9 protein-coding genes and 2 tRNA genes are annotated in these 12,834 nt (G+C 53.5%); 10 read left to right on the top strand and 1 reads right to left on the bottom strand.

Features of this window, described 5'->3' with window-relative positions:
- Positions 1-78: 78 nt before the first annotated feature.
- The 6 genes from rlmE (at position 79) to NWP14_RS19555 (ending at position 5,676) form a co-directional block, all read left to right on the top strand.
- Positions 79-708 (top strand): 23S rRNA (uridine(2552)-2'-O)-methyltransferase RlmE, encoded by a 630-nt coding sequence (gene rlmE, locus NWP14_RS19580; protein WP_095099894.1) that lies wholly within the window; start codon positions 79-81, stop codon positions 706-708.
- 99 nt (positions 709-807) lie between these two features.
- Entirely contained in the window at positions 808-2,739 is a 1,932-nt protein-coding gene (gene ftsH, locus NWP14_RS19575) for an ATP-dependent zinc metalloprotease FtsH (RefSeq protein WP_041147400.1), read from the top strand.
- Positions 2,740-2,837: 98 nt separating this feature from the next.
- Complete coding sequence (gene folP / locus NWP14_RS19570; protein WP_095099891.1) at positions 2,838-3,686, top strand: dihydropteroate synthase; 849 nt, start codon at positions 2,838-2,840, stop codon at positions 3,684-3,686.
- Positions 3,679-5,016 carry a phosphoglucosamine mutase gene (gene glmM / locus NWP14_RS19565; RefSeq protein WP_095099889.1) on the top strand — a complete coding sequence of 446 codons (1,338 nt, stop codon included), beginning with the start codon at positions 3,679-3,681 and terminating at the stop codon, positions 5,014-5,016. Before folP ends, glmM begins: the two co-directional genes overlap by 8 nt.
- Before the next feature lie 229 nt (positions 5,017-5,245).
- A complete protein-coding gene (secG, locus tag NWP14_RS19560; protein WP_041147397.1) occupies positions 5,246-5,575 on the top strand; it encodes a preprotein translocase subunit SecG in 330 nt (109 codons plus the stop codon).
- 14 nt (positions 5,576-5,589) lie between these two features.
- Positions 5,590-5,676 (top strand) — tRNA-Leu (locus tag NWP14_RS19555).
- Between the two features lie 398 nt (positions 5,677-6,074).
- Here NWP14_RS19555 and argG read toward each other — a convergent pair.
- Positions 6,075-7,418 (bottom strand): argininosuccinate synthase, encoded by a 1,344-nt coding sequence (argG, locus tag NWP14_RS19550; RefSeq protein WP_095099886.1) that lies wholly within the window; start codon positions 7,416-7,418, stop codon positions 6,075-6,077.
- 451 nt (positions 7,419-7,869) lie between these two features.
- Here argG and NWP14_RS19545 point away from each other — a divergent pair.
- The 4 genes from NWP14_RS19545 (at position 7,870) to infB (ending at position 12,834) form a co-directional block, all read left to right on the top strand.
- Positions 7,870-7,946: transfer RNA gene (locus NWP14_RS19545), tRNA-Met, on the top strand.
- 205 nt (positions 7,947-8,151) lie between these two features.
- On the top strand, positions 8,152-8,604 hold the full coding sequence (rimP, locus tag NWP14_RS19540; RefSeq protein ID WP_143350162.1) for a ribosome maturation factor RimP: 453 nt from the start codon (positions 8,152-8,154) through the stop codon (positions 8,602-8,604).
- Between the two features lie 27 nt (positions 8,605-8,631).
- Positions 8,632-10,119, top strand: a complete 1,488-nt coding sequence (gene nusA, locus NWP14_RS19535; RefSeq protein ID WP_331834977.1) for a transcription termination factor NusA — start codon at positions 8,632-8,634, stop codon at positions 10,117-10,119.
- Between the two features lie 24 nt (positions 10,120-10,143).
- Entirely contained in the window at positions 10,144-12,834 is a 2,691-nt protein-coding gene (gene infB / locus NWP14_RS19530) for a translation initiation factor IF-2 (protein ID WP_095099877.1), read from the top strand.

Here is a 12,834-nt window from a genome sequence, read left to right as displayed (position 1 = left end):
CCATCTCCCATATATCGCCAAACTACAGTGTCGATTTTTACGTCGCAAAGTATGATGAACCCGAAATGGGAATGTTAAATGACAGGTAAAAAGCGTTCTGCCAGTTCCAGCCGCTGGCTTCAGGAACACTTTAGCGATAAATATGTTCTCCAGGCACAGAAAAAGGGGTTACGTTCCCGAGCCTGGTTTAAACTTGATGAAATACAGCAGAGTGACAAGATTTTTAAGCCGGGGATGACGATTGTTGACCTCGGTGCTGCACCCGGAGGCTGGTCGCAATATGCGGTCACGCAGATCGGAAACAGCGGCCGCATCATCGCTTGCGATCTTTTACCGATGGATCCAATCGTTGGTGTGGACTTCCTTCAGGGCGACTTTCGTGATGAATTAGTCCTGAAAGCGTTACTTGAGCGCGTAGGTGACAGTAAAGTACAAGTTGTCATGTCCGATATGGCGCCAAACATGTGCGGAACACCGGCGGTGGATATCCCCCGGGCCATGTATTTGGTGGAACTGGCGCTTGGAATGGCTCGTGATGTATTAGCGCCAGGTGGTAGTTTTGTAGTTAAGGTGTTCCAGGGCGAAGGCTTCGATGAGTATCTAAGAGAAATTCGCTCCCTGTTTACGAAGGTCAAAGTTCGTAAGCCGGACTCTTCCCGTGCTCGTTCGCGTGAAGTGTACATTGTAGCGACCGGGCGAAAACCATAACCGGTAGATTTCAAACGAAAGTTTGAAAGAAACTGGATATAGAGTATCCTGACGCTGTTTTTAACACAGTTGTAATAAGAGGTTAATCCCTTGAGTGACATGGCGAAAAACCTAATACTCTGGCTGGTCATTGCCGTCGTGCTGATGTCAGTATTCCAGAGCTTTGGGCCCAGCGAGTCTAATGGCCGTAAGGTGGATTATTCAACCTTCCTGCAAGAGGTCAATCAGGACCAGGTTCGCGAAGCGCGTATCAACGGACGTGAGATCAACGTTACCAAGAAAGATAGTAACCGTTACACGACTTACATTCCGGTTAACGATCCGAAGCTGCTCGATAACCTGTTGACGAAAAACGTCAAAGTGGTTGGCGAACCGCCGGAAGAGCCGAGCCTGCTGGCTTCCATCTTTATTTCCTGGTTCCCGATGCTGTTGCTGATCGGCGTCTGGATCTTCTTTATGCGGCAAATGCAGGGCGGCGGCGGAAAGGGCGCGATGTCCTTCGGCAAAAGCAAAGCCCGTATGCTGACGGAAGACCAGATCAAAACCACTTTTGCTGATGTCGCGGGCTGCGATGAAGCGAAAGATGAAGTGGCCGAACTGGTGGAGTATCTGCGTGAGCCGAGCCGTTTCCAGAAGCTGGGCGGTAAAATCCCGAAAGGCGTCCTGATGGTCGGCCCTCCGGGTACGGGTAAAACGCTGCTGGCGAAAGCGATCGCCGGTGAAGCGAAAGTGCCGTTCTTTACAATTTCCGGTTCTGACTTCGTAGAAATGTTCGTCGGTGTTGGTGCATCTCGCGTGCGCGACATGTTTGAACAGGCTAAGAAAGCGGCTCCGTGCATTATCTTCATCGATGAAATCGACGCCGTCGGTCGCCAGCGTGGCGCTGGTCTGGGCGGTGGTCACGATGAGCGTGAGCAGACGCTGAACCAGATGCTGGTTGAGATGGATGGTTTCGAAGGTAACGAAGGTATTATCGTTATCGCCGCAACAAACCGTCCGGACGTTCTGGACCCTGCGCTGCTGCGTCCGGGCCGCTTCGACCGTCAGGTCGTCGTTGGTCTGCCGGATGTCCGCGGCCGTGAGCAGATCCTGAAAGTTCATATGCGTCGCGTTCCGCTGTCGCCTGATATCGATGCGGCAATCATCGCGCGTGGTACCCCGGGCTTCTCTGGTGCTGACCTGGCGAACCTGGTGAACGAAGCCGCTCTGTTTGCTGCCCGTGGCAACAAGCGTGTGGTATCGATGGTTGAGTTCGAAAAGGCAAAAGACAAAATCATGATGGGTGCGGAACGTCGCTCCATGGTGATGACGGAAGCACAGAAAGAGTCGACCGCTTACCACGAAGCAGGCCATGCGATTATCGGTCGCCTGGTGCCGGAACACGATCCGGTGCATAAGGTCACTATTATTCCGCGCGGCCGCGCGCTAGGCGTCACGTTCTTCCTGCCGGAAGGCGATGCAATCAGCGCCAGCCGTCAGAAGCTGGAAAGCCAGATTTCGACCCTGTACGGCGGCCGTCTGGCAGAAGAGATTATCTACGGCGTAGAGCATGTTTCTACCGGCGCGTCGAACGACATCAAAGTCGCGACCAACCTGGCACGTAACATGGTGACTCAGTGGGGCTTCTCCGACAAACTCGGTCCGCTGCTGTATGCGGAAGAAGAGGGTGAAGTATTCCTGGGACGTAGCGTAGCGAAAGCGAAGCATATGTCCGATGAGACAGCGCGTATCATCGACCAGGAAGTGAAATCACTGGTTGAGCGTAACTACAACCGTGCCCGTCAGATCCTCAATGACAATCTGGATATTCTGCATTCGATGAAAGATGCGCTCATGAAATATGAGACCATCGATGCACCGCAGATTGATGACCTGATGGCACGTCGTGACGTTCGTCCGCCGGCTGGTTGGGAAGATCCTGGCACCAACAATTCTGGCAATAACGGCACCCCGAGTGCGCCGCGTCCGGTCGACGAACCGCGTACGCCAAACCCGGGTAACACGATGTCAGAGCAGTTAGGCGACAAATAAGTTAGCCGCTGTTGATGTGGTTGTGCATATCTAAACCCTGGGGCGTCCGCTCTGGGGTTTTTCTTTTTATTAATCTCTCCTGATTCAGGGATCTCGTGATGAAACTTGTAGCCCAGGGCTCAACCCTCGATCTCACCCACCCGCACGTGATGGGTATCCTTAACGTTACGCCAGACTCCTTCTCCGACGGCGGGACGCACAATTCGCTGGTAGACGCGGTGAAGCACGCCAATCTGATGATTAATGCCGGCGCGACTATCATTGATATCGGCGGCGAATCGACGCGTCCGGGAGCTCTGGATGTCAGCGTTGAGGAAGAGCTGGCGCGAGTGATCCCGGTTGTGGAAGCCATTGCTCAGCGTTTTGAGGTGTGGATTTCGGTCGATACGTCGAAGCCTGAAGTGATCCGTGAGGCCGCACGGGTAGGGGCGCATATCATCAACGATATCCGTTCGTTAACGGAGCCAGGCGCGCTGGAGGCGGCGGCAGAGACCGGGCTACCGGTGTGTCTGATGCATATGCAGGGGCAGCCGAAAACCATGCAGGCTGCGCCGAAGTACGAAGACGTCTTCGCCGATGTGACGCGTTTTTTCACGGAGCATATCGTGCGCTGCGAGCGGGCTGGGATCGCAAAAGATAAATTGTTGCTCGACCCAGGATTCGGTTTCGGTAAAAATCTTTCCCATAATTATGAGCTGCTTGCTCGACTCGGTGAGTTCCATCATTTTGGTCTCCCGCTGTTGGTAGGCATGTCGCGTAAGTCGATGGTCGGCCAGTTACTGAACGTTGGGCCGACGGAGCGCCTCAGCGGTAGCCTGGCTTGCGCAGTAATTGCGGCGATGCAGGGCGCGCAGATAGTTCGCGTCCATGACGTCAAAGAAACGGTAGAAGCGCTGCGCGTGGTGGAAGCCACACTGGCCACAAAGGAAAATAAACGTTATGAGTAACCGTAAGTATTTTGGCACCGATGGTATCCGTGGCCGCGTTGGCGATGCGCCAATTACGCCGGAATTTGTGCTTAAACTGGGCTGGGCTGCAGGAAAAGTTCTCGCGCGTCACGGTTCGCGTAAAATCATTATCGGTAAAGATACCCGCATCTCTGGCTATATGCTGGAGTCGGCCCTCGAAGCAGGCCTGGCCGCTGCCGGTCTCTCCGCCTCATTTACTGGCCCAATGCCAACGCCGGCGGTGGCTTATCTGACCCGTGCTTTCCGCGCGGAGGCCGGGATCGTCATTTCAGCGTCGCATAACCCTTTCTACGATAACGGTATCAAGTTCTTTTCTATTGAAGGCACTAAGCTGCCGGATAACGTCGAAGAAGCGATTGAAGCCGAGATGGAGAAAGAGCTGACCTGCGTCGATTCCGCTGAACTAGGCAAAGCCAGCCGGATTGTCGATGCGGCCGGCCGCTACATCGAGTTCTGCAAAGGCACTTTCCCGAATGAGCTGAGCCTGAACGAGCTGAAGGTGGTTGTCGACTGCGCCCACGGCGCGACCTACCACATTGCGCCTAACGTCTTCCGTGAGCTCGGGGCACAGGTTATTGCCATGGGCTGTGAGCCCAACGGCCTTAATATCAACGAAGAGGTCGGAGCCACCGATGTTCGGGCCCTACAGGCTCGGGTGCTGGCGGAAAAGGCCGATTTGGGCATTGCCTACGACGGCGATGGCGACCGCGTCATTATGGTCGACCATGAAGGCAATAAGGTCGATGGCGACCAGATTCTCTACATCATTGCCCGCGAAGGCCTGCGTCAGGGCCAGCTGCGCGGCGGCGCCGTGGGCACGCTAATGAGTAATATGGGACTGGAGCTGGCGCTCAAACAGCTGGGCATCCCGTTTGCTCGCGCAAAAGTGGGCGACCGCTATGTGCTGGAGAAAATGCAGGAGAAAGGCTGGCGTATTGGCGCCGAAAACTCCGGCCACGTTATCCTGCTGGATAAGACGACGACCGGCGACGGCATTGTTGCAAGCCTGCAGGTCGTTGCCGCGATGGTACGTAACCATATGAGCCTGCACGATCTGTGTAGCGGCGTGAAGATGTTCCCGCAGATTCTGGTCAACGTGCGCTTTACCGATAGCAGCAGCAATCCGCTTGAGCATGAGAACGTAAAAGCGGTCACCGCAGAGGTTGAGGCGGCGTTGGGTAAACGCGGCCGGGTGCTGCTACGTAAATCCGGCACCGAGCCGTTGATTCGCGTGATGGTTGAAGGCGAGCACGAAGAGCAGGTGCACGAATTCGCTCACCGCATCGCTGATGCGGTTAAAAACGCATAGCTTGTGGCGCTAAGTGATTAAAAAGGCGGCGCTTGCCGCTTTTTTAATTGCCAATAAACGGTTTTTTGCTGTTTTTTTCTGCAGTTGATACAATGCGTCGAAATTGCCCTTGCGAAGGTCATTCGCTTTGGTTAGTATTCACACCCGCTTCAGTGGGAAACGTTAATGCGTCCCGCTTTATTGGTCGAAGCAATTGGTATGCGGCGAATCCGCAAGGAACAGGTTGATTATGCAAGAAGCTCTTTTAGTTGTTTTCCTTATTGTGGCGATTGGCCTTGTTGGTCTGATCATGCTGCAGCAAGGTAAAGGCGCTGATATGGGAGCCTCGTTCGGAGCAGGCGCTTCCGGCACGTTGTTCGGTTCCAGCGGTTCTGGTAACTTCATGACCCGCATGACCGGTATTCTGGCAGCGTTGTTCTTCATCATTAGTTTGGTGCTGGGCAATATCAACAGCAACAAGACCAGTAAAGGAAGTGAGTGGGATAATCTGAGCGCGCCGAAATCCGAGCAGACTCAGCCAGCAGCGCCGGCGCAGCCGAGCAGCGATATCCCGCACTGATAAGTAGTATCTGTACCGAGGTGGTGGAATTGGTAGACACGCTACCTTGAGGTGGTAGTGCCCTAACGGGCTTGTGGGTTCGAGTCCCATCCTCGGTACCAATATTCCAAAAAAAAGACGCTGAAAAGCGTCTTTTTTTTTGCCTTAAATCGACGGCTGTTTATTTATAAATAACTCTCCGCTGGCCTTGATCCCATCCAGGTCGCTAAAGTCGCGCTCATCTATTTATAAGAGGTGGGTAACGCCATGCAGCATTGCAGGCTGTTAACCGTTGCCGGGTTAATGAAGAGATCGATAAGGTACTGAAGGCCGTCCGTTTGGTAGCGTAAGGTTCAAGCGTCGCCAGCAGGCGATCAATCTCCCGCGGTGGTCTGACATAGGCAATGATTATTAGATACTGCGGCCGGTAAAATTATGGGCCCCAGGTTTTATGGCGCAATTCTGGGGAAAGAAAAAAGCCGACGGATTAGCGTCGGCTGAAAGAGGAGATGAAGATAGATTATTTGTCTCTATTTTCCAGATTCTCAACCTGCGGAAGACCGGTAGTTGAAGAGGCGCTGAGCAGGCCGGATTGCGCGTAACCGAACAGCTTATCGCGGGTATCGGTAATATCCAGATTGCGCATGGTCAGCTGGCCTATACGGTCCTCTGCGGAGAACATGGAGTCGCCTTTTTCCATCGTCAGACGTTCTGCTTTATAGGTCAGGTTGTCGGAGACGGTGTTCAGAATGGAGTAATCATTACCGCGACGCAGCTCCAGCGTGACCTCACCGGTAATCGCGCTCGCCACCCAACGTTGCAGCGCGTCACGCAGCATCAGCGCCTGAGAATCAAACCAGCGTCCCTGGTACAGCAGACGACCCAGCTGACGACCGTGGGCATGGTACTGCTCAATGGTATCTTCGTTATGGATACCGGTCAGCAGACGCTCATAGGCAATATGCAGCAGCGCCATCCCCGGTGCTTCATAGATGCCGCGGCTTTTTGCTTCGATAATGCGGTTTTCAATCTGGTCACTCATGCCCAGCCCGTGACGACCGCCGATGCGGTTTGCTTCCAGCATCAGTTCCACATCATCGCTGAAGGTTTGGCCGTTGAGCGCGACCGGATGCCCCTGCTCAAAGCGAATGGTCACTTCTTCCGCCGGGATCTTAACGCTCTCATCCCAGAACTTAACCCCCATGATCGGGTTGACGATTTTGACGCTGGAGTTAAGGAATTCCAGGTCCTTCGCTTCGTGGGTTGCGCCCAGCATGTTGGAGTCAGTAGAGTAGGCTTTCTCGACGGACATTTTGTAGTCAAAGCCGCAGGCAATCATAAACTCGGACATTTCCTGACGTCCGCCGAGCTCATCGATAAAGTCACTATCCAGCCACGGTTTGTAAATTTTCAGCTCAGCGTTGGTCAGCAGGCCGTAACGATAGAAGCGCTCGATATCGTTGCCTTTATAAGTGCTGCCGTCACCCCAGATGTTAACGCCATCTTCTTTCATCGCGGCAACCAGCATGGTGCCGGTAACGGCACGACCGAGCGGGGTGGTGTTAAAATAGGTCAGACCGCCGGTGGTGTTATGGAATGCGCCGCACTGGATCGCGGCAATGCCTTCAGCAACCAGCTGTTTGCGGCAGTCGATCAGACGAGCGCCCTCGGCACCGTACTCTTTGGCGCGGCGAGGAATAGCATCGTAATCCTCTTCGTCCGGCTGGCCCAGGTTAGCGGTATAGGCGTACGGCACCGCGCCTTTTTTACGCATCCACAGCAGGGCGGCGCTGGTATCCAGTCCACCAGAGAAAGCGATACCAATACGTTGACCAATCGGGAGATGCTTAAGAATCGTCGTCATAAAATAAAACCCTGCTAGATAGACTGTTGTGAGTTCGGTTTACCAGGTCCAGAACCTGTCCCATTTGACTATTCCGTTTGCCATTGAGGTTCAGGGTCATGCTTAAAAACCTTTATGTATAACCATACACGCCGGTCTTCTCGCGCTCTCCATGCCAAGGTGGCGTAAAAATTACGTCAAATGGGATATGTCCCTATTGCATGTTTATGCATTAATTATGAGTTTTCATTTAATCATCTTTTATGGATGACAGGAAGTGATTCATTACTTTTTTGCTAAAAAAGGGCGAAATGCCAGCACAAACGGGAAGCGGGCAATGTGAAATACATGTTGACAAAATATAGGGTTTATCAATACACTTTACCACGATTTTATGTCCCGTCCTCGGTACCAAATCCCAGCAGTATTTGCGTCTTTTGCTCAATAAGAGTAAAATATGCCACGTTTCAGGCGCGGGGTGGAGCAGCCTGGTAGCTCGTCGGGCTCATAACCCGAAGGTCGTCGGTTCAAATCCGGCCCCCGCAACCACTTTCCCTTTGAGTACTTTTTCAAATATACTGTGAGGACCTGGTCCTTCGTAGCCGAATTTGAAAGAATTCTCCTGGAAGTGTTCCAGATCGCAGTTGCGATCGCAGGGTTCAGTTATCTAAAACCCCGATTTATCGGGGTTTTTTGTTATCTGACTTCAGAATAACTGGGCTATACGCCCTTTTTTTATGTCTTGGGGGTGGGTTTGTCCACATTAGAGCAAAAATTAACAGAGATGCTCACTGCGCCGGTTGAAGCGCTTGGCTTTGAGCTGGTCGGCATCGAATTCGTTCGTGGTCGCACTTCCACACTGCGCATCTATATTGATAGTGATAATGGCATCAATGTTGATGATTGTGCTGATGTTAGCCACCAGGTCAGTGCTGTCATGGACGTCGAAGATCCGATCACCGTTGCTTATAACCTGGAAGTGTCTTCACCTGGTCTCGATCGCCCGATGTTTACCGCCGAACACTATGCGCGTTTTTCCGGTGAGGAAGTTTCGCTGGTACTGCGTATGGCGGTTCAAAATCGCCGCAAATGGCAGGGCATTATCAAAGCGGTAGATGGTGAAATGATCACGGTAACCGTCGAAGGCAAAGATGAAGTGTTCGCGCTGAGTAACATCCAGAAGGCGAACCTGGTTCCCCACTTTTAACAGTCTGGATTGAGGTGAAAGGCCCCGATGAACAAAGAAATTTTGGCTGTTGTTGAAGCCGTTTCCAACGAAAAGGCGCTGCCGCGCGAGAAGATTTTCGAAGCGCTGGAAAGCGCTCTGGCAACGGCTACAAAGAAAAAATACGAACAAGAGATCGACGTGCGTGTGAGCATCGATCGTCGTAGCGGTGATTTTGATACCTTCCGTCGCTGGTTGGTCGTTGAAGAAGTTACCCAGCCGACTCGCGAAATTACGCTTGAAGCGGCGCGTTACGAAGACGAAAGCATGAATCCTGGTGACTTTGTCGAAGACCAGATTGAATCCGTCACCTTCGACCGCATCACCACGCAAACGGCAAAACAGGTTATCGTACAGAAAGTACGTGAAGCCGAACGTGCAATGGTTGTCGATCAGTTCCGCGAGCACGAAGGTGAAATCATCACCGGCGTGGTGAAAAAAGTGAACCGCGATAACATCACTCTGGATCTGGGCAGCAATGCTGAAGCCGTGATCCTGCGTGAAGATATGCTGCCGCGTGAAAACTTCCGTCCAGGCGACCGTATTCGCGGCGTTCTGTACGCGGTACGTCCGGAAGCGCGCGGCGCTCAGCTGTTCGTTACCCGTTCTAAGCCGGAAATGCTGATCGAACTGTTCCGCATTGAGGTGCCGGAAATCGGTGAAGAAGTCCTCGAGATTAAAGCCGCCGCTCGCGATCCGGGTTCCCGTGCGAAAATCGCGGTGAAAACCAACGATAAGCGTATCGATCCGGTTGGCGCCTGCGTCGGCATGCGCGGTGCGCGCGTTCAGGCGGTTTCTACCGAACTGGGCGGCGAGCGTATCGATATCGTCCTGTGGGATGATAACCCGGCGCAGTTCGTGATTAACGCGATGGCTCCGGCTGACGTGGCGTCTATCGTGGTGGATGAAGACAAACACACCATGGATATCGCCGTTGAAGCGGGCAATCTGGCGCAGGCGATCGGCCGTAACGGTCAGAACGTGCGTCTGGCATCGCAGCTGAGCGGCTGGGAACTCAACGTGATGACCGTTGATGACCTGCAGGCTAAGCATCAGGCTGAAGCCCATGCGGCGATTGATACTTTCACCAAGTATCTCGATATTGATGAAGATTTCGCTACGATGTTGGTTGAAGAAGGTTTCGCCACTCTGGAAGAACTGGCCTATGTGCCGGTGAAAGAACTGCTGGAAATCGACGGTCTGGATGAAGCCACCGTTGAAGCACTTCGTGAGCGTGCGAAAAATGCGCTGACCACGTTGGCGCTGGCTCAGGAAGAAAGCCTGGGAGACACTAAACCTGCCGATGATTTACTGAATCTGGAAGGTCTGGAACGTCTGATGGCTTTCAAACTGGCTGCCCGTGGCGTTTGTACGCTGGAAGATCTCGCCGAGCAGGGCATTGATGATCTGGCTGATATCGAAGGGTTGACCGACGAAAAAGCCGGAGAGCTCATCATGGCCGCCCGTAATATTTGTTGGTTCGGCGACGAAGCGTAATAAACTGTAGCAGGAAGGAACAGCATGACAGATGTGACCATTAAAGCGCTGGCCTCAGAGATTCAGACCTCTGTGGATCGCCTGATACAGCAATTTGCTGATGCAGGGATCCGCAAATCGGTCGATGACTCTGTGACCGCGCAAGAGAAGCAAACCTTGTTGACGCACCTGAACCGTGAACACGGCTCGGCGCCCGACAAGCTGACGCTGCAGCGCAAAACGCGCAGCACGTTAAATATTCCAGGTACCGGTGGAAAGAGCAAATCGGTACAAATCGAAGTCCGCAAGAAACGCACCTTTGTGAAACGCGATCCGCAAGAGGCAGAACGCCTTGCCGCGGAAGAGCAGGCGCAGCGTGAAGCGGAAGAGCAGGCCCATCGTGAAGCTGAAGAAACGGCTAAGCGAGAGGCGCAATTAAAAGCTGAACGTGAGGCCGCAGAACAAGCTAAACGTGAAGTCGCTGATAAAGCGAAACGTGAAGCTGCGGAAAAAGACAAAGTGAGCAATCAACAAACCGACGACATGACTAAAACCGCCCAGGCTGAAAAGAGCCGCCGTGAAAACGAAGCTGCAGAGCTGAAGCGTAAATCGGAAGAAGAAGCACGTCGCAAGCTTGAAGAAGAAGCGCGCCGCGTGGCGGACGATGCACGCCGTATGGCTGCCGAAAATGAAAAGAACTGGACCGAAACGCCAGAAACGCCTCCTGAAGAAACCTCTGACTATCACGTGACCACGTCTCAGCATGCCCGTCAGGCAGAAGACGACAACGACCGTGAAGTTGAAGGCGGTCGCGGCCGTGGCCGTAACGCCAAAGCAGCACGCCCTCAGAAGAAAGGCAACAAGCACGCTGAATCCAAAGCCGATCGCGAAGAAGCCCGTGCGGCCGTACGCGGTGGTAAAGGCGGCAAGCGTAAAGGTTCTTCCCTGCAGCAGGGCTTCCAGAAGCCGGCTCAGGCCGTGAACCGTGACGTCATCATTGGCGAAACCATCACCGTTGGCGATCTGGCTAACAAGATGGCGGTCAAAGGCTCTCAGGTCATCAAAGCGATGATGAAGCTGGGCGCAATGGCGACCATCAACCAGGTCATCGACCAGGAAACCGCACAGCTGGTTGCCGAAGAGATGGGCCACAAGGTTATCCTGCGTCGTGAGAACGAGCTGGAAGAAGCGGTAATGAGCGACCGTGATACCGGCGCCGCGGCAGAAGCCCGTGCACCGGTTGTGACCATCATGGGTCACGTTGACCACGGTAAAACCTCTCTGCTCGACTATATCCGTTCAACGAAAGTTGCCTCCGGCGAAGCGGGTGGTATTACCCAGCACATCGGTGCGTACCACGTTGAAACTGAAAACGGCATGATCACCTTCCTGGATACCCCGGGCCACGCCGCGTTTACCTCGATGCGTGCTCGTGGTGCTCAGGCAACGGATATCGTTGTTCTGGTTGTTGCCGCGGACGATGGTGTGATGCCGCAGACTATCGAAGCTATCCAGCATGCGAAAGCAGCGCAGGTGCCGGTCGTCGTTGCGGTCAACAAAATCGATAAGCCAGAAGCTGATATGGACCGTGTTAAAACCGAACTGTCTCAGTACGGCGTTATGCCGGAAGAGTGGGGCGGCGAGTCTCAGTTCATCCCTGTTTCTGCGAAAGCCGGTACCGGTATTGACGATCTGCTGAACGCCATCCTGCTGCAGGCTGAAGTTCTGGAGCTGAAAGCCGTTCGCAACGGTATGGCAAGCGGCGCGGTCATCGAATCCTTCCTGGATAAAGGTCGTGGTCCGGTAGCTACCGTTCTGGTACGTGAAGGTACTCTGAACAAGGGCGATATCGTTCTGTGTGGCTTCGAATACGGCCGCGTTCGTGCAATGCGTAACGAACTGGGTCAGGAAGTGCTGGAAGCGGGTCCGTCCATTCCGGTTGAAATCCTCGGCCTGTCCGGCGTTCCGGCTGCGGGCGACGAAGTGACCGTTGTTCGTGACGAGAAAAAAGCGCGTGAAGTTGCGCTGTATCGTCAGGGCAAATTCCGCGAAGTCAAACTGGCGCGTCAGCAGAAGTCTAAGCTTGAGAACATGTTCGCTAACATGACCGAAGGCGAAGTTCACGAAGTGAACGTGGTACTGAAAGCGGACGTTCAGGGCTCTGTAGAAGCTATCTCTGACTCTTTACTGAAACTGTCCACCGACGAAGTTAAAGTGAAGATCATTGGTTCTGGCGTAGGTGGTATCACCGAAACCGACGCGACCCTGGCTGCGGCATCCAACGCTATCCTGGTTGGCTTCAACGTGCGTGCTGATGCATCTGCTCGCAAAGTGATTGAATCTGAAAGCCTGGATCTGCGCTACTACTCCGTCATCTATAACCTGATCGACGAAGTTAAAGCAGCAATGAGCGGCATGCTGTCTCCGGAACTGAAACAGCAGATCATTGGTCTGGCTGAAGTGCGTGATGTGTTCAAATCGCCGAAATTTGGCGCCATCGCGGGCTGTATGGTTACCGAAGGCACGATTAAGCGTCACAACCCAATCCGCGTACTGCGTGACAACGTGGTTATCTATGAAGGCGAGCTGGAATCCCTGCGCCGCTTCAAAGATGACGTTAACGAAGTCCGTAACGGTATGGAATGTGGTATCGGCGTTAAGAACTACAACGACGTTCGCGTTGGCGATATGATCGAAGTGTTCGAAATCATCGAAATCCAACGTACCATCGCGTAA

Origin of the sequence: Klebsiella sp. C349492 (genome assembly GCF_042055345.1) — a bacterium.
Classification (GTDB): domain Bacteria; phylum Pseudomonadota; class Gammaproteobacteria; order Enterobacterales; family Enterobacteriaceae; genus Klebsiella; species Klebsiella scottii.
The sequence above is the reverse complement of the archived record's forward strand: the minus strand, read 5'-3'. Positions and strand labels throughout refer to the sequence as shown.